Genomic DNA, 17,361 nt, shown 5'->3' with positions numbered 1-17,361 from the left:
TGCAACTGGCCGGCGTTCACCCCTGCCGCGACTCCTGAATCGAAGGACGGAGGCGTCGACACGCCGACGCGCACCGCGGAGCGGCGTGGGACTGTCCTTCGATTCAGGAGTCGCGCGGGTGTGACGCAAGGGCCGGCAGCATGACGGTCCGCGGCATCCGCGGGCTTGCTCGACCGCGCCCCTACGCCGTCGGCGCGTCGATGGCCGCGCCGAAGCGGCGGTTACGGCCCGCGTACAGCTCGATCGCATGCCACAGGTCGACGCGCGAGAAGTCGGGCCAGAGCGTGTCGAGGAACACCATCTCGGCATACGCCGACTGCCAGAGCAGGAAGTTCGACGTGCGCTGCTCCCCCGAGCTGCGCACGAACAGGTCGACGTCGGGCAGGTCGGGCACGTAGAGGCGCTTCTGGATGAGCTTCTCGCTCACGGCCGAGGGGCGCAGGCGACCGGATGCCACGTCGTCGGCGATCGATCGGACGGCGTCGGTGAGCTCGTTCCGGCCGCCGTAGTTCACGCACATCGTGAGCGTGAGGGTGGCGTTGCCGGCCGTGAGCTTCTCGGCGTACTGCAGCTCGTCGATGACCGACCGCCACAGCCGCGGCCGACGGCCCGCCCATCGGATCCGAACGCCCCACTCGTTGAGCTGGTCACGACGCCGATGCAGCACGTCGCGGTTGTAGCCCATGAGGAAGCGCACCTCGTCGGGTGAGCGCTTCCAGTTCTCGGTCGAGAACGCGTACACCGAGAGGTGCTTCACCCCGACCTGTACCGCGCCGGCGACGACGTCGAGCAGTGCTGCCTCGCCGGCCTTGTGCCCCTCGATGCGCGTGAGTCCGCGGCGGTTCGCCCAGCGCCCGTTGCCGTCCATGACGATCGCGACGTGATCGGGAACCGCGCCCTTCGGGAGGGCGGGCGGGTACACGCCGGTCCAGTCGATGGGCCGGTAGGGCACGGCATCCTTGTGGGTGTAGGGCTTCGGGGTCACTGGGGGGCCGTTTCTCGGGAGACGTGGGAGAGCGAGCGGAGCCCGCGCTCGAGGTGCCACTGGGCGTACGCGGCGACGATACCGCTCGCCTGCCCGCGTTCCCGCTCGGGAGCAGCCTCGGCGTGCTCCCAGTCGCCGGCGAGCAGCGCGCCGAGCAGTTCGACCGTCGACGCCGCGATGCGGGGCGTGCCCGGCGGGGCGCACTCGTCGCACACCACGCCGCCGAGCTGGACCACGACCGCCGTGTGCGGGCCCTCGCGACCGCAGCGCGCACAGTCGGCGAAGGTCGGCGCCCAGCCCGCGATCGCGAGTGCGCGCAGCAGGTACGAGTCGAGCGTGAGGGCCGGGCCGTGTTCGCGCCGCGACAGCGACCGGAGCGCGCCGACGAGCAGGAGGTACTGCTGCAGCGAGCCCTCGGCCTCGGTCAGCCGGTCGGCGGCCTCGACCATCGCGTTCGCCGCGGTGTAGGCCGCGTAGTCCTGGCTGATCTCGGCGCCGTACGCCCCGATGGTCTCGGCCTGCGTGATGACGTCGAGCGTGCGGCCCTCGTAGAGCTGCAGGTCGGCGACCATGAACGGCTCGAGCCGCGAGCCGAACTTCGACGCGGTGCGCCGGACGCCTCGCGCGACGGCCCGGATCTTGCCGTGGCGGCGCGTGAGCAGCGTGACGATGCGGTCGGCCTCGCCCAGCTTGTGCGTGCGCAGCACGACGGCGTCATCTCGGTACACGGGCACCTGTCGATTGTCCCACCGACCGCCGGCACCCCGGCCGAGGGCCGCGCACGGCGCACCGGATCGGACGGCAGAATGGTCGGGTGACCACGTCGTCAGCGCCCGTCCTCGTCACGGGAGGCACCGGCACCCTCGGCCGGGCCGTCGTCCGCCTGCTCGCCGATCGCGGCGAGGACGTTCGCGTGCTCAGTCGCAGCGGTGCGCCCGGCACGGTGCGGGGCGACCTCGCGACGGGCGAGGGCGTCGAGGCCGCGATCGAGGGCACGCGCGCCATCCTGCACCTGGCGACGACGTTGCGCGACGACACCGAGATCACCCGCACGCTCGTCCAGGCGGCCGATCGGGCGGGCCGTCCGCGCATCCTGTACTCGTCGATCGTCGGCATCGACCGCATCCCGCTCGCGTACTACGCGGGCAAGCGCACGTCCGAGCGGTTGATCGCGGAATCGCGGATGCTGTGGACCGTCCAGCGCATCACCCAGTTCCACGACTTCATCGCCATGCTGTTCCGCATCCAGCGTTTCTCCCCCGTCGTCGCCGCGCCGGCGTTCTCGTTCCAGCCGATCGCGGTCGACGACGTGGCGCGCCGGCTCGTCGAGCTGCTCGACGCGGATGCCGCGGGCATGGCACCCGACATCGGCGGCCCCGACGTCCGCACGGCCCGCGACCTGGCCCGCGCCTACCTCGCCGCGCGCGGGTCCCGGCGTCCGACGCTCGCGTTCCGGCTTCCCGGCACCCGATTCCGGGCGTTCTCCTCCGGCGCGAACCTCGTGCCCGGCGAGCCGTACGGCCGCATCACGTTCGAGGAGTTCCTCGAGACCGACGCCGCCCCAACGGCCGCGCCGCGCGACTCGCATGGGACGACCGAGGCATGACGCTTGCACCCTTCGAGATCCCGCTCTGGGCCGACCTCACCGCGGTCGGCATCGGCGCCCTGCAGGGCGCGATGTTCGCCGGCCGCCTCAAGGAACGCCGGCTCGACCTGCTCGGCGTCGCGCTGATCGGCATCCTCGTCGGTCTCGGCGGCGGCCTCCTGCGCGACATCCTGCTCAACCAGCTGCCCGCGGCGATGAAGACCAACTGGTACCTGGTCGTCGCGACGCTCGCCGCGCTGCTCGGGATGGCGCTGCTGCGCGTCTTCACGCGTTTGAACCCGCTGATCATCGCGCTCGACGCCGTCACGATCGGGCTGTTCGCGGCGATCGGCACGACCAAGGCGCTCGCGTACGGCGTGCCCGAGGTGCCGGCCGTGTTCGTCGGCGTCGTGTCGGCGGTCGGCGGGTCGATCCTGCGCGACGTGTCGCTCAACCTTCCGATCGCGCTCATGCACGTGGGCTCGCTCTACGCGGTCGCGGCGGGTGCCGGAACCGTGCTCATCGTGGTGCTCGTCGCGCTGGGGGCGAACATCACGGTGGCCGCGACGACGTGCGTGATCGTGACGACGCTGATCCGGCTCGGGTCGGTGCGTTGGGGTTGGAGCCTGCCCGAGCAGCGCGCGATCGCGAGCTGGCGGGTCTGGCGGCGCACCGAGCGCACCGCGCGCCCCTGAGCCGGCGACGGGCGGGACGACCGAGGTCGCGCCCGCCCGTGCGATCCGGATCGGAGCTCAGGCGAGCGCCGGGGCCGCCGCCTCTTCGCGCACGCGCGCGGCGCGCAGCGCGCGGTTGACGGCCGACACGACGGCCTTGAGCGACGCCGTCGAGATGTCGGCATCGACGCCCACGCCCCAGAGCGTGCGGCCTTCGACCTGGCATTCGACGTACGCCGCCGCGAGCGCGTCGCCGCCCGCGGAGAGCGCGTGCTCGCTGTAGTCGAGCACGCGGACGTCGACACCCTCAGCCGCGAGCACGGAGAGGAAGGCCGCGATCGGGCCGTTCCCCGAGCCGTCGGCGTCGACGCGCTCGTCGCCGTCGCGCAGGCCGACGCGCACGCGCACGTCGCCCGTGAGGTCGCTCTCGGTGCGCATCGAGAGCAGCTCGAAGCGGCCCCACTTCTCGTCGGGGCGATCCTCGGGAGCGGGCAGGTACTCGTCGGTGAAGACCGACCAGATCTGCTCGCTCGTGACCTCGCCGCCCTCGGCATCGGTCTTGGCCTGCACCACGCCGGAGAACTCGATCTGCAGCCGGCGCGGCAGGTCGAGCGCGTGGTCGTTCTTCAGCAGGTAGGCGACGCCGCCCTTGCCCGACTGGGAGTTGACGCGGATGACGGCCTCGTAGCTGCGGCCCAGGTCCTTCGGGTCGACCGGCAGGTAGGGCACGGCCCACTGCAGGTCGTCGACCGAGACTCCGCGCTCGTCGGCGCGCGCCTCCATGGCCTCGAAGCCCTTCTTGATCGCGTCCTGGTGCGAGCCCGAGAACGCCGTGTAGACGAGGTCACCGGCCCACGGGCTGCGCTCGTGCACCGGCAGCTGGTTGCAGTACTCGGCGGTGCGCTTGACCTCGTCGAGGTTCGAGAAGTCGATCTGCGGGTCGACGCCCTGCGTGAACAGGTTGATGCCGAGGGCGACGAGGTCGACGTTGCCGGTGCGCTCGCCGTTGCCGAACAGGCACCCCTCGATGCGGTCGGCGCCGGCCAGGTAGCCGAGCTCGGCAGCCGCCACGGCGGTGCCGCGGTCATTGTGGGGATGGAGCGAGAGGATGACGTTCTCGCGGTGCGCGAGGTGCCGCGACATCCATTCGATCGAGTCGGCGTACACGTTGGGGGTGGCCATCTCGACGGTCGCGGGCAGGTTGATGATGACCTTGCGCTCGGGAGTGGGCTCGAAGACCTCGATCACCTGGTTGCACACGTCGACCGCGTACTCGAGCTCGGTGCCCGTGTAGCTCTCGGGCGAGTACTCGTAGTAGACGGTCGTGCCGGGCACCGTCGCCTCCATCTCACGGCACTTCCGGGCGCCGTGCAGGGCGATGTCGATGATGCCCTGCTTGTCGGTGCGGAAGACCACCTCGCGCTGCAGCACGCTCGTGGAGTTGTAGAGGTGCACGATCGCCTGCTTGGCGCCGCGGATCGACTCGTAGGTGCGCTCGATGAGGTGGTCGCGCGCCTGCGTCAGCACCTGGATGGTGACGTCGTCGGGGATGGCGCCCTCGTCGATGAGGCTGCGCACGAAGTCGAAGTCGGTCTGGCTCGCGCTCGGGAACCCGACCTCGATCTCCTTGTAGCCCATCTTGACGAGCAGGTCGAACATGATGCGCTTGCGCTCGGGGCTCATCGGGTCGATGAGCGCCTGGTTGCCGTCGCGCAGGTCGACGGCGCACCAGCGCGGCGCCTTCTCGATGCGCTTGGACGGCCACGTGCGGTCGGGCAGCTCGACGCGGATCTGCTCGTGGAACGGGCGATACCGATGCACGGGCATCGGCGACGGCTTCTGATGGTTCTGCATGGGACGCTCTTCTCGCTTTTCGGGGGTTTCAGCCGACGACGAACTCCGCAGCGAGGGAGGCCTGTGAACTAGGACTCGCTGCGGCAGCTAAGGAGAAGCACGCCGTGAAGCACGAAGCAAGGCTAACACCGGCGTCCGGTGGGTGCGCAACGATGACATCGGCGAGCGGATGGCGCGGGCGGGCGTCCGCGCGCGTCGTGGCGGGTGCCGCCCCCCAGGTCACGGCACCCGCCACGCGTCATCCGGTCGGCCTCACTCGATCGCGAGCGCCGTGACCGGCGACACGCGCGTGGCCCGTCGAGCGGGCGTGAGCGAGGCGACGACCGTGAGCACCGCCGCGGCGCCGACGAGCGCGACCACGAGCAGCCACGGAACGGACGGCGCGATCACCAGTGGGTCGCCTTGCACGCTGCCGAGCATCGACTGCGCGCCGGCCCACCCGTAGAACACGCCGAGCACCAGCCCGGTCGCGGTCGCCGCCGCGGTCAGGGCGGCCGCCTCCGCGACGACCATGAGCCGCAGCTGGCGCCGCTCGAAGCCGAGCGCGCGCAGGAGGCCGAGCTCGCGCGTGCGCTGCAGCACGCTGAGCGAGAGCGTGTTCACCAAGCCGATCGCCGCGATGAGGGCGCTGAAGCCGACCAGGATGCTGAACACCGTGACCGTGGCGGCCACCATCTCCTCGATCGCGGCGCCCATCTCGGGGCGGTCCTCCGTCGCAGCGAGGAGCAGCGTCCGGTACGACTCCATCGCGACGGCGAACATCGTGACGAGCGTCACGCCGTTGACGAGTCCGATGGTCATGCGCGAGCTGCGCTCCGGATGGCGCACCGCGTTCTCTGCGGCCAGTCGCGCCGGCGGCGACGTGCCGAGCGCCCGGCCGACCAGCCGCAGCACCGGCGGCATGATCACGTGCGCGCCGAGCACGATGCCCGTGAACGAGAGGATTCCGCCGAGCAGGCCGACGAGCACGCCGAGCGGCGTGACGAGGCCGAGCGCGACGCCGCCGAGCAGCAGGACGAGGCCGACTCCGGCGAGCACGGCGGCGGTCGCCGTGCGGCCGCGCCGCGCCGCGAGCTCGTCGCGGGACGACTCGGTCGCATTGCCCAGCGCCTCCGCCGGGCGCACCGCGAGCACCCGGCGCGAGCCCACCCATGCGGCGAGCCACGTCGTGAGCGCGGCGACGACGGCGGGCGGCAGCACGGCGGCATCGACCCACGCGTGCTCGACGCGCGGCAGGACGTCCGCGGCGGCCGCGAGCTCGGCCAGCGCCATCGCGGCCGCCGTGCCGACCACGAGCCCCAGCACCGCGCCGATCGCGCCGATCACGAGGCCCTCGCGCGCGATGGCCGCCCGCTGCGCCCGCGCGCTCGACCCGATGAGCCTGAGCAGGGCGATGAGCCGCGTGCGGCCGGCGACGACGGTCGCGACCGTGTTGGACGTGACGATCGCGCTGACGTAGATCGCGATGACGATGAAGACCCACGCGGCGATCTGCACCATCAGGGCGGCGGTGCCGCTCTCGCCCGTGACGTCGTCGGCGCGGATCGCCGAGCCGAGGTACCCGGTGACCTGCAGCAGCGCCACGCCGAACGACGAGGCGAGCGTCGCGACGAGCAGCGTGGGACCGTGCTCGGCGAGCAGTCGCCGGATCACGCGGCACGCTCCATGGCGAGCATGTAGGTGGCGATCTCCTCGGCGCTCGAGCGTGCGGCGTCGCGCACGATGCGGCCGTCGGCGAGGAACAGGATGCGGTCGGCGTGGCTCGCCGCGATCGGGTCGTGGGTGACCATCGCGATCGACTGGCCCGACTCGCGGCTCGCGTCGGCCAGGATCGCGAGCACCTCGCGCCCCGTGCGCGAGTCCAGGTTGCCCGTCGGCTCGTCGGCGAAGACGAGGTCGGGGCGGGTCGCGAGGGCGCGGGCGATCGCGACGCGCTGCTGCTGCCCGCCCGACAGCTCGTGAGGCCGGTGCCGCAGGCGGGATGCGAGGCCGAGGCGTTCGATGAGGCCGTCGATCAGCGCGCGCTCCTCGCGCGTCGGACGCCGGCCGTCGAGCTCGAACGGCAACAGCACGTTGCCCTCGACATCGAGCGTGGGAACGAGGTTGAACGACTGGAAGACGAAGCCCACCCGGCGACGGCGAAGCACGGTGAGCGCGGCATCCGGCAACTCGGTGATGTCGGTGTCGCCGAGCCAGACGCGGCCCGACGTGGGCGTGTCGAGACCGGCCATGATGTGCATGAGCGTCGACTTGCCCGAGCCCGACGGGCCCATGATCGCGGTGAACTCGCCGCGCCGCAGGCCGAGCGAGACGTCCGCGAGGGCCGTGACGCTGCCCGCGCCCGTGCCGTACCGCTTGCCGAGCCCGGCGACGCGGGCGACCAGTCCGAGGTCCGAAGGTTGGATCTGCATGTCGTCGACGCTACGGACGGCGGATCACCCGCCGCGTCGGCCGCGCGTCGCCTTCCGCGTCATCCGATCGGATGACGGCTGAGCGGAGGGCGTCAGCCTCCGGTCAGCTCGTGCTCGTACGCGAAGACCACGAGCTGCACGCGGTCGCGCAACCCGAGCTTGGCGAGCACGCGGCTGAGATGCGTCTTCACGGTGGCCTCGCTGAGGTACTCGGATGCCGCGATCTCGGCGTTCGAGAGGCCCTTCGCCGCGAGGGCGAAGATCTCGCGTTCGCGCGCGGTCAGGTCGTTCCACGTCGGCGGAGCCGGACGTCGCCCGCTCCGCCGCGCGCCGCTCGCGATGAGCTCGCGCGTCGCGTTCGCGGCGATCACCGCATTGCCGCGATGCACCGTGCGGATCGCGGCGAGCAGGAACTCCGGATCCGCATCCTTGAGCACGAAGCCGCTCGCACCGGCACGGATGGCGCGCGCCGCGTTCTCGTCGAGGTCGAACGTGGTCAGCACGAGGATCCGGGGCGGCTCGCGACCGTCGAGCTCGGCGTCGGCGAGGATCTGCTCGGTGGCCGCGATGCCGTCCAGCTGCGGCATCCGCACGTCCATGAGCATCACGTCGGGACGGCTGCGCTCGGCGAGGGTGACGGCCGCCCGCCCGTCCGCCGCGTCGCCCGCGAACACGAGGTCGTCCTGCGATTCGACCAGCATGCGGATCCCGGCGCGGAACAGGGCCTGGTCGTCGACCAGGGCGACGCGGATGGCGCTCATGCGGCGCTCCGCGCCGGGATGCGCGCGGTGACGCGGAACCGTCCGTCCTCCGTCGCCTCCGCGGCGAATGCGCCGCCGGCGAGCTCGGCGCGCTCGCGCATGCCCGGGATGCCATGCCGCGGCCCCGACCCGGCCTCGTTCGCCGCGGCATCCGCCGGCACCGCGTTCTCGAGCCGGACGCCGACGCCATCGGCGTCCCAATCGAGCTCGAGCTCGACCGGTTTCGAGGTGTCGCCGTGCCGGAGCGCGTTCGTCAGTCCCTCCTGCACGATGCGGTACACCGCGATCTGGTGGCCCGCGCCGAGCGGCACGCGCTCGCCGCGGTCGCTGCGTCGCACGTCGAGCCCGGCGCCGCGCACCTGCTCAACGAGGTCGTCGAGGTCGTCGAGCTCGGGTTGCGGCGACGCGCCCTCGCGGTGGCGCAGCTCGCCGAGGAGCAACCGCACGTCGCCGAGCGCGCCGCGCGCGACGCCGGCGATGGTGCCGAGCGCCTCGACGGCGGCGTCGGGTCGGCTCCGTGCCGCGAAGCGGGCGCCGTCGGCCTGGGCGATGACGACCGCGAGCGAGTGCGCGACCACGTCGTGCATGTCGCGGGCGATCCGCGTGCGCTCCTGCTCGACGACGTAGCGGTACTCGGCGTGCTCGCGCTCCCGGCGGTCGAACTCGGCGCGGCGCCGCTGCTCGCGCGCATCGCGCACCGTTCGGGTCAGCAGTCCGATCGTCCAGGCGAGCACGAGCCCCGCCAGGGCGGCGCCGAACAGGATCGCGCTCCACATGATCCGCCCGGGAAGGTCGCCGGACACCGCCGGGCCGACGCCGCCCACGATCGGCACGACGACGCCGAGGTAGATCGTAGCGAGCAACGCGCCCACGCCGGCGGACCCGAGCCCCCACCACCGGACGGAACGCGAGCCATGCGCCGAGGTGGAGTAGACGATCACGAACACCGCCGCATCCGCCGGCTGCAGGTCGCGCAGCATGAGCATCTGCGTGCACGCGGCGATCCAGGCCACGACGAGTGCGGCGCCCGGCGCAGCGCGGCGCAGCACGAGCGCCGCGGAGAACAGCGCGACGACGATGAGGTCGGGCGGCCCGGCGACGAGGGCGTAGAGCGAGCACACCCCGAAGAACAGCGCCGCGAGGATCCCGTCGACGACGAGGACGGCGCGCTGGGACGAGAAGCTCACCGACCCACGCTACGTCCTCGGCACGGCCCCAGGAGAGGCGACCTCAGGAAATCATCCTCCGGTCTGACGCCCCACCGGGTCAGAAGCCGAGCTTGCCGAGCTGCTTCGGGTCGCGCTGCCAGTCCTTCGCCACCTTCACGTGCAGCGCGAGGTACACCTTGCGGCCGAGGAGCGCCTCGATCTCGCGGCGGGCCCGCTCGCCGACCTCGCGCAGGCGCGCGCCGCCCTTGCCGATGATGATGCCCTTCTGGCTGTCGCGCTCGACGAAGAGGTTCGCGTACACCTCGAGCAGGTCCTTGTCGTCTCGCTCGATCATGTCGTCGACCGTGACCGCGATCGAGTGCGGCAGCTCGTCGGACACGCCCTCGAGCGCCGCCTCGCGCACGAACTCGGCGATGCGCTCCGCCGTCTCCTCGTCAGTGGTCGTCTCGGCCGGGTAGAGGGGATGCTCCGACTGGGGCATGAGCTCGAGCAGCTCGTCGACGAGCACGTCGAGCTGCTCGCCCTTCGGCGCCGAGACCGGGATGATCGCGTCCCACTCGCGCAGCTGCGACACCGCGAGCAGCTGCTCGGCGACCTTCGCCTTGCCCGTGGCATCCGTCTTGGTCACGATCGCGACCTTCTTCGCGCGCGGGTACTGGTCGAGCTGCTCGTTGATGAACCGGTCGCCCGGGCCGATGGCCTCGTTCGCCGGCACGCAGAACCCGATCACGTCGACGTCGCCGAGCGTGGTCTGCACGAGTGTGTTCAGTCGCTCGCCGAGGAGCGTGCGCGGCCGGTGCAGGCCCGGCGTGTCGACCACGATGAGCTGGCCGTACGGGCGATGCACGATGCCCCGGATGGCGCGACGCGTCGTCTGCGGCTTGGAGCTGGTGATGGCGACCTTCTCGCCGACGAGCGCGTTGGTGAGCGTCGACTTGCCGACGTTCGGGCGCCCGACGAACGAGACGAATCCGGCGCGGTAGTCGGTCATGTTCGATCCCCCTGGTCTGCGGTGGCGTCGCCCGCGAACGCGGTGCGCACGTCGATGAGCGCCTGGTCGGCCTCGACGAGGATCGTCGCGATGCGCTTGCGACGCCCCTCGGTGCGCTCGGCCTCGAGCAGGAGCCCGCTCACCGACGCACGGTCGCCGCGTTGCGGCAGGTGGCCGAGCTCCTTGGCGAGCAGGCCGCCGGCGGAGTCCACGTCCTCGTCCTCGAGGTCGAGCCCGAACAGCTCGCCGAGCTCGTCGACGGGCAGCCGGGCGTTGACCCGGTACCGCCCCTCGCCGAGCTCTTCGACCTGCGCGGCCTCGCGGTCGTACTCGTCGGAGATGTCGCCCACGAGCTCCTCGATCAGGTCTTCCAGGGTCACGAGGCCGGCGATGCTGCCATACTCGTCGACGACCATCGCCAGGTGGTTGGACTCGAGCTGCATCTGCCGCAGCAGCGCGTCGGCGCGCATCGATTCGGGGACGAACGACGCCGGCCGGGCGAGGTCGCCCACGGTCAGGGTCTCCGCGTCGAGCGGCCGCTCGAAGCCGAGACGCGCGAGATCGCGCAGGTACAGGATGCCGACGACGTCGTCGGCCTCGCGGTCGACGACGGGGATGCGCGAGAACCCCTCTTTCAGGAACAGCGCCATCGCCTGCGGGAGGTGCGCGGTCGTCTCGATCGTGACCATGTCGGTGCGCGGCACCATCACCTCGCGCACGAGCGTGTCGCTGAACTCGAAGATCGAGTGGATGAGCTCGCGGTCGCCCTGCTCGAGGACCTCGAGCTCCGTCGCCTCGTCGACCATGCTGAGCAGCTGCTCCTCGCTCGAGACGCCGGCGAAGCGGATGCGTCCCGGCGTCACGCGATTGCCGAGCGAGACGAGCGCGTTGGCCAGCGGGCCGAGCAGCACGCGGACGAACCGCACGAGCGGTGCCGAGAGCCGCAGCACGACGTCGGGATGCGCGCGTCCGACGCTGCGCGGGCTCGCGCCCACGAGCACGAACGACACTGCCGTCATCACGAGCGCCGACACGAGCAGCACGAGCCACACGTCGTCGATGAAGAACGTGAACGCGAGCGTGACCAGCACGGCCGCCGCGGTCTCGGCGAGGATGCGCATGAAGTTGACGGCGTTCACGTGCGCGCCGGGGTCGTCGGCGATCGCGCGCAGGGAGCGCGCCGCGCGTGCGCCGATCGAGAGGTCGACGATGTCCGCACGCGAGACGACGCCGATCGCGGAGTCGACCGCGGCCATCAGGCCGCCGAAGGCGACGAGCACGAACGCCGCCGCGAGGAAGAGCCAGGGCAGCATGGTCAGCGGCGGCGCTCCTGCATCGAGAATCCGACGAGGATGTCGCGCTGGATCCCGAACATCTCCTTCTCCTCGGCGGGCTCGGCGTGGTCGAAACCCAGGAGGTGGAGGATGCCGTGGGTGGTCAGCAGCAGCAGCTCGTCGAGGAGCGCATGGCCGGCCGACTTCGCCTGCGACTCGGCGACCTGGGGGCACAGCACCACGTCGCCGAGCAGTCCCGGAGGCGAGGGCTGGTCCTCGGTGCCCGGGCGCAGTTCGTCCATCGGGAAGCTCAGCACGTCGGTCGGACCCGGTTCATCCATCCACTGCACGTGAAGCTGCTCCATCGCCCCCTCGTCGACCAGCACGATCGCGAGCTCCGCGTCGGGATGCACGTGCATCGCATCGAGCGCGTAGACGGCCAGTCGCTGCAGCGCCCCCTCGTCGACCTCGATGGCCGACTCGTTGTTGATCTCGATGCTCACGATGCTCCTCTCAGGACGGCCGCTTGCGGGGCAGGTGGTCGCGGGGGCCCGGCGGGGTGCGCCGGTCGGCGCCGCGCCGCTCGGCGCGGTTGGCGAACTCCCGTGCCTGTTCGCGCTCGAAGCGGGCCGCCTGCTGGCGCTGGTCGTACTCGGTGTAGGCGTCGACGATGCGGCCGACGAGCGAGTGTCGCACGACGTCGTCGCTCGTGAGCCGGACGAAGTGGATGTCGTCGACCTCGTCGAGGATGCGCGTCACCAGCCGCAGCCCCGACGCGCCGCCCGGCAGGTCGACCTGCGTGATGTCGCCCGTGACCACCATCTTCGACCCGAACCCGAGCCTCGTCAGGAACATCTTCATCTGCTCGGGCGTGGTGTTCTGCGCCTCGTCGAGCACGACGAACGAGTCGTTGAGGGTGCGGCCGCGCATGTACGCCAGCGGCGCCACCTCGACCGTGCCCGACGCGAGCAGCTTCGGCACGATCTCGGGGTCCATCATCTCGTTCAGCGCGTCGTACAGCGGCCGCAGGTACGGGTCGATCTTGTCCGTCAGCGTGCCCGGCAGGAACCCGAGCCGCTCCCCCGCCTCGACGGCCGGCCGCGTAAGGATGATGCGGTTGACCTCCTTGCGCTGCAGCGCCTGGACGGCCTTCGCCATGGCCAGGTAGGTCTTGCCCGTCCCCGCAGGCCCGATGCCGAACACGATGGTGAAGTCGTCGATCGCGTCGACGTAGGCGCGCTGGCCCTCGGTCTTCGGCCGGATGGACTTGCCCCGGCTGGAGACGATCACCTGGCCGAGCGTGTCGGACGGACGGGATGCCGGATCGGCGTCGAGCATGCGGGCGGAGCTCCTCACTTCGATGGGCGTCGGGTCTTCGCCGCCGCGGACGAGCTCGAGGAGCTCCTCGATGAGGCGGCGCACGCGGGCGCGGTCTTCCGGCTCACCGCGGATGGCGATCTCGTTGCCCCGCACATGGACCTCGACGCCCGGGTACTCGTGTTCGATGCTCGTGAGCAGGCGGTCCTGCGGGCCGAGGAGCCGCACCATGGCGATACCGTCGATGTGCAGCCGCTCCTCGTCGGCGCGGCGCTCGGGTGCGGGCAGCGGCGTCTCGCCCAGGTCGTCAGCCGGCAAGCGATCCCTCCTTGAGGCCTCCGCCGAGGAGGTGCGCGTGCACGTGGAACACGGTCTGCCCCACGGCCGGGCCGGTGTTGAAGATGAGCCGGAACTCGCCGTCGGTCAGCTCGTCGGCGATCCGCTTGGCGGCCGCGACGAGCTCGGCGAGCAGCTCGGGGTCGGCCGCGGCGAGTTCGACCACGTCACGGTGCCGGCCCTCGCGGGGCGTCACGATGACGTGGACGGGCGCCTGCGGCGCGATGTCGTGGAACGCGATCACGCGGTCGGTTTCGAGGACCATGCTGGCCGGGATCTCGCCCGCGGCGATGCGCTCGAAGACCGTGGGCTCACCCGTTCCGCTCATGCCCCCATCGTAGCGAGCGATCGCTCACCACCGCCCGAGCGCGACCGAGAGCACGGCGATCGCGGCGGGCCCGGCGGTCGAGGTGCGCAGAACGCCCGTCCCGAGCCGGACGGGTTCGCCGCCGGCCTCGCGCAGCCGCTCGATCTCGGCGGGATCCATGCCGCCCTCGGGTCCGACGACGAGTGCGAGGTCGCGGCCGTCGGGGCGGATGGCGGACAACGGCGTCGTGGCGCCGGGCACGAGGAGCAGCATCCGCTCGCCGGCCAGGCGCTCTGGAAGCTCACGCGTCGACGCGACGGGCTCGACCGACGGGATGCGCGCACGGATGGACTGCTTGACCGCCTCGCGCACGATGGTCGCCCAGCGCGCGCGACCCTTCTCGGCCTTCGGCCCGTCCCAGCGCGACACCGAGCGGCCGGCCGACCACGGAACGATGCGGTCGACCCCGAGCTCGGTCGCGGCCTGCACGGCCAGCTCGTCGCGGTCGCCCTTCGCGAGCGCCTGGACGAGCGTGATCCGCGGCGCGGGCTCGGGCTCGTCGCGGACCTCGTCGACGGTCAGCTCGAGCCGCCTCCCCTCGGCCGTCGCGACCACGCCGGTCACCACCCGGCCGTGGCCGTCACCCACCGAGACCCGTTCGCCCGCGCGCACCCGTGCGACCGTGACGGCGTGGCGCGCCTCGTCGCCGCCGAGCGTCACCTCATCGCCGCGCCCGACCGCCGAGAGGTCGAGCGTCTCGTCGAGGTAGAGGCTGCTCATCGCGCCATCCGCCCGATCGTCGCCGTCAGCCGAGGAACCGGTCGCGCAGCCGCGCGAACAGCCCCTGCTGGAAGTGCCCCAGCTCCGGCGGCTGCGCCTTGCGCGCCTTGGCGAGCTGCTCGACGAGCTCGCGCTCCCTGTGGCTGAGCTTGGTGGGCGTGACGACGTGCACCGCGACCTTGAGGTCGCCACGCCCGCCGCCCCGCAGGTGGGTGATGCCGCGATCCTTGACGGTGAGGATCTCGCCGCTCTGCACGCCGGCCTTGAGCTCGAGGTCGACGTCGCCGTCGAGCGCCTCGACCTTCGCGGTCGTGCCGAGCACCGCATCGGTCATCTGCACCTCGAGCGTGCAGAGCAGGTCGTCGCCGTTGCGGCTGAAGACGTCGTGGTTGCGCACCTTGACCTCGAGGTAGAGGTCGCCGTTCGGGCCCCCGGCGGGCCCGGCCTCGCCCGAGCCCGGCATCTGCAGGCGCACCCCGGTGTCGACGCCGGCGGGCACGTCGACGGGCACCGTGCGACGCGCACGCACGCGCCCCTGGCCCTGGCACGTCACGCAGGGCGTGGCGATGATCGTGCCGTAGCCGCGGCAGGATCCGCACGGGCTCGAGGTCATCACGTTGCCGAGCAGCGAACGGACCGAGCGCTGGATGTGCCCGGAGCCGCCGCAGATGTCGCACGTGACCGGCGCCGTGCCCGGCTGGCAGCACGAGCCGTGGCACGTCTCGCACGTGACCGCGGTGTCGACCTCGAGGTCGCGATGCGTGCCGAAGATGACCTCGTCGAGGCTCACCTCGAGCCGGATGAGCGCATCCTGGCCGCGTTCACGGCGCGACCGCGGCCCACGGCTGGCTTGTCCGGCCCCGAAGAACGTCTCGAAGATGTCGCCGAACCCGCCGAACCCGGCACCCGAGAATCCGCCCTGGCCGCCGCCGAGGTCGTACTGCTGGCGCTGCTTGGGGTCGGAGAGCACGTCGTACGCGTGCGTGACCTGCTTGAACCGCTCGGACGCCTCGGCGCCGGGATTGACGTCGGGGTGGAGTTCGCGCGCGAGACGGCGGTACGCCTTCTTGATCTCGTCGGGGGTGGCGTCGCGGGAGACGCCGAGGACCTCGTAGTGGTCGGCCACTGCAGGCGGGTTCCTTTCGAATTGCCGGTGGCGGATGCCGCGACGGGCGGCTCCGCGCGGTTCAGCTCTCGCCGAGCGTCCGGGAGAGGTAGCGAGCGACGGCGCGCACGGCGGCCATGCCCTGCGAGTAGTCCATGCGGGTGGGTCCGACGATGCCGAGCCGCGACACGTCGCGACCCGGGATCTCGAAGGAGCTCGACACGACGGACGCGTCGCCGAGGCCGTAGGCGGCGTTCTCGCGGCCGATCCGGACGGTGATGCCGTCTTCGGAGTGCATCTCGCCGAAGAGCTTCAGGATGACGACCTGTTCCTCGATCGCCTCGATGACGCCGAGGATGTTGCCCGAGAAGTCCTGCTCGGTCCGCACGAGGTTCGCCGCGCCGGCCACGACGAGTCGATCGCTCCGCGTGAACGCCGCCTGGTCGGCGAGCGTCGCCGCGAGCGTGCGGAGCACCTCGGCGTGCGCCCGATCGGCGCTCGCGGTCTCGGCCGACAGCGCGGTCGCGGCATCCGTCATCGTCAGCCCGGCCGCCACCTCGTTCAGGCGGTTGCGCAGGCGGCCGAGCGTCTCGTCGTCGGCCGGGTGGTCGAGTTCGGCCAGCCGCTGCTCGACCTGGCCGGTGTCGGAGATCAGGATGCACAGCACGCGCGTCGGGGCGAGCGAGACGAGCTCGACGTGGCGCACCCGGGCGCGCTGGAAGCTCGGGTACTGCACGACCGCGAGCTGCCGAGTCAGTTGCGACGCCAGCCGGACGGTGCGCGCGAGCAACTCGTCGAGGTCGTTCGACTCCCCGAGGAAGGTCTCGATCGCCTGCCGCTGCGCGCTCGTGAGCGGGCGGATGTCGGCCAGCTGGTCGACGAACACGCGGTATCCCTTGTCGGTCGGGATGCGGCCCGACGAGGTGTGCGGCGCGGCGATCAGCTCTTCCTCTTCGAGCACGGCCATGTCGTTGCGGATGGTCGCGGCCGAGACGCCGAAGTGGTGCCGTTCGACGATCGTCTTCGACCCGACGGGCTCGCGCGAGGCGACGTAGTCCTGCACGATCGCGCGGAGCACGGCGAGACTGCGTTCGGAGACCATGGCCCTCGCTTCCCTCGACCGTCGCACGGGGCGCGCCGAGGCTTAGCACTCGGCTCACGTGACTGCTAATCATATCGCGACATTCGACGATGGCACCGTTGCCGCCCGGATCTGCGCGGCAGTAGCGTGTGCAACGTCCTCGCAGCACCGCGCCGGCATCCCCCACTCGTGGCCGGTGCGCGCTTCCCGATCCGAAAGGCAGTCACATGACCGACCCCAACGTCCCCCCGCACGACCCGAACGTCGCCTCGCAGCCGGCCGCCGAGCCCGGCGCCCCGCTCTCGCAGGAGCAGGACGTGCAGTGGGGATCCTTCGCCCACCTCGGCGGCATCCTCGGCATCCTGCCCTCACTGATCATCTGGCTCGTGTTCAAGGACCGCGGCCGCTTCACCGCGACCGAGTCGAAGGAGGCGCTGAACTTCCAGATCACCGCGCTGATCGGCTGGGTGGCGCTGTTCATCGTCTCGTCGATCCTCACGGCCGTGACGTTCGGCCTGTTCGGCGTGGTCGCGAGCCTGCTGTACCTCGCGCTGTGGGCGGCCGTGATCGTCTTCTCGGTCCTGGGCTTCCTCAAGGCCAAGGAGGGACAGCACTACCGCTATCCCTTCGCCATCCGCCTCATCAAGTAGTCCGCCTCCTCGCGGCTCGCGACGCGCCGGTCGGGTATGCCTCGACCGGCGCGTCGCACTGTGCCAGCATGATGACAACGA

General features: G+C 71.6%; 18 protein-coding genes. 3 read left to right on the top strand and 15 right to left on the bottom strand.

Going from position 1 to position 17,361, the window contains the following annotated elements; genetic code table 11:
• Positions 1-181 precede the first annotated feature (181 nt).
• Positions 182-985, bottom strand: a complete 804-nt coding sequence (locus ACFQ58_RS07710; RefSeq protein ID WP_376950496.1) for an isoprenyl transferase — start codon at positions 983-985, stop codon at positions 182-184.
• Entirely contained in the window at positions 982-1,719 is a 738-nt protein-coding gene (gene recO, locus ACFQ58_RS07705) for a DNA repair protein RecO (protein WP_376950495.1), read from the bottom strand. The genes ACFQ58_RS07710 and recO overlap by 4 nt, the downstream gene beginning before the upstream one ends.
• A gap of 80 nt (positions 1,720-1,799) precedes the next feature.
• Between recO and ACFQ58_RS07700 the strand changes: the two genes are divergently transcribed.
• Both ACFQ58_RS07700 and ACFQ58_RS07695 read left to right on the top strand, forming a co-directional pair.
• Positions 1,800-2,591, top strand: coding sequence for an SDR family oxidoreductase (locus ACFQ58_RS07700; protein ID WP_376950494.1), 792 nt, complete (start codon positions 1,800-1,802; stop codon positions 2,589-2,591).
• On the top strand, positions 2,588-3,265 hold the full coding sequence (locus tag ACFQ58_RS07695) for a trimeric intracellular cation channel family protein (RefSeq protein ID WP_376950493.1): 678 nt from the start codon (positions 2,588-2,590) through the stop codon (positions 3,263-3,265). Before ACFQ58_RS07700 ends, ACFQ58_RS07695 begins: the two co-directional genes overlap by 4 nt.
• A 57-nt stretch (positions 3,266-3,322) precedes the next feature.
• Here ACFQ58_RS07695 and leuA read toward each other — a convergent pair whose 3' ends face one another.
• The 13 genes from leuA to hrcA form a co-directional block, all read right to left on the bottom strand.
• Positions 3,323-5,098 (bottom strand): 2-isopropylmalate synthase, encoded by a 1,776-nt coding sequence (gene leuA / locus ACFQ58_RS07690; RefSeq protein ID WP_376950492.1) that lies wholly within the window; start codon positions 5,096-5,098, stop codon positions 3,323-3,325.
• A 252-nt stretch (positions 5,099-5,350) separates the two neighbouring features.
• Positions 5,351-6,751, bottom strand: a complete 1,401-nt coding sequence (locus tag ACFQ58_RS07685) for an FtsX-like permease family protein (protein WP_376950491.1) — start codon at positions 6,749-6,751, stop codon at positions 5,351-5,353.
• Entirely contained in the window at positions 6,748-7,509 is a 762-nt protein-coding gene (locus ACFQ58_RS07680) for an ABC transporter ATP-binding protein (RefSeq protein WP_376950490.1), read from the bottom strand. The genes ACFQ58_RS07685 and ACFQ58_RS07680 overlap by 4 nt, the downstream gene beginning before the upstream one ends.
• Positions 7,510-7,601: 92 nt before the next feature.
• The gene (locus tag ACFQ58_RS07675; RefSeq protein ID WP_376950489.1) at positions 7,602-8,270 is read right to left on the bottom strand and encodes a response regulator; all 669 of its coding nucleotides are present in this window, start codon (positions 8,268-8,270) and stop codon (positions 7,602-7,604) included.
• Entirely contained in the window at positions 8,267-9,457 is a 1,191-nt protein-coding gene (locus ACFQ58_RS07670; RefSeq protein WP_376950488.1) for a sensor histidine kinase, read from the bottom strand. Before ACFQ58_RS07670 ends, ACFQ58_RS07675 begins: the two co-directional genes overlap by 4 nt.
• A gap of 79 nt (positions 9,458-9,536) precedes the next feature.
• Positions 9,537-10,430, bottom strand: coding sequence for a GTPase Era (gene era / locus ACFQ58_RS07665; RefSeq protein ID WP_376950487.1), 894 nt, complete (start codon positions 10,428-10,430; stop codon positions 9,537-9,539).
• Positions 10,427-11,743: a hemolysin family protein gene (locus ACFQ58_RS07660; RefSeq protein ID WP_376950486.1), complete on the bottom strand. Its 1,317-nt coding sequence runs from the start codon at positions 11,741-11,743 to the stop codon at positions 10,427-10,429. The genes era and ACFQ58_RS07660 overlap by 4 nt, the downstream gene beginning before the upstream one ends.
• A gap of 2 nt (positions 11,744-11,745) precedes the next feature.
• Complete coding sequence (ybeY, locus tag ACFQ58_RS07655) at positions 11,746-12,207, bottom strand: rRNA maturation RNase YbeY (protein WP_376950485.1); 462 nt, start codon at positions 12,205-12,207, stop codon at positions 11,746-11,748.
• A gap of 10 nt (positions 12,208-12,217) precedes the next feature.
• Entirely contained in the window at positions 12,218-13,252 is a 1,035-nt protein-coding gene (locus tag ACFQ58_RS07650; protein WP_376951106.1) for a PhoH family protein, read from the bottom strand.
• Between the two features lie 76 nt (positions 13,253-13,328).
• Complete coding sequence (locus ACFQ58_RS07645; RefSeq protein ID WP_376950484.1) at positions 13,329-13,685, bottom strand: histidine triad nucleotide-binding protein; 357 nt, start codon at positions 13,683-13,685, stop codon at positions 13,329-13,331.
• A 24-nt stretch (positions 13,686-13,709) separates the two neighbouring features.
• On the bottom strand, positions 13,710-14,444 hold the full coding sequence (locus ACFQ58_RS07640; RefSeq protein ID WP_376950483.1) for a 16S rRNA (uracil(1498)-N(3))-methyltransferase: 735 nt from the start codon (positions 14,442-14,444) through the stop codon (positions 13,710-13,712).
• Between the two features lie 25 nt (positions 14,445-14,469).
• Positions 14,470-15,570: a molecular chaperone DnaJ gene (gene dnaJ, locus ACFQ58_RS07635; RefSeq protein ID WP_376950482.1), complete on the bottom strand. Its 1,101-nt coding sequence runs from the start codon at positions 15,568-15,570 to the stop codon at positions 14,470-14,472.
• A gap of 61 nt (positions 15,571-15,631) precedes the next feature.
• Positions 15,632-16,651, bottom strand: a complete 1,020-nt coding sequence (gene hrcA, locus ACFQ58_RS07630) for a heat-inducible transcriptional repressor HrcA (protein WP_376950481.1) — start codon at positions 16,649-16,651, stop codon at positions 15,632-15,634.
• A 206-nt stretch (positions 16,652-16,857) separates the two neighbouring features.
• Between hrcA and ACFQ58_RS07625 the strand changes: the two genes are divergently transcribed.
• Entirely contained in the window at positions 16,858-17,280 is a 423-nt protein-coding gene (locus ACFQ58_RS07625; protein WP_376950480.1) for a DUF4870 domain-containing protein, read from the top strand.
• Positions 17,281-17,361: the final 81 nt, after the last annotated feature.

Origin of the sequence: Agromyces sp. NPDC056523, assembly GCF_042794545.1 — a bacterium.
Classification (GTDB): domain Bacteria; phylum Actinomycetota; class Actinomycetes; order Actinomycetales; family Microbacteriaceae; genus Agromyces.
Note: the sequence above shows the minus strand (reverse complement) of the source record. Positions and strands in the feature narration are given on the sequence as shown.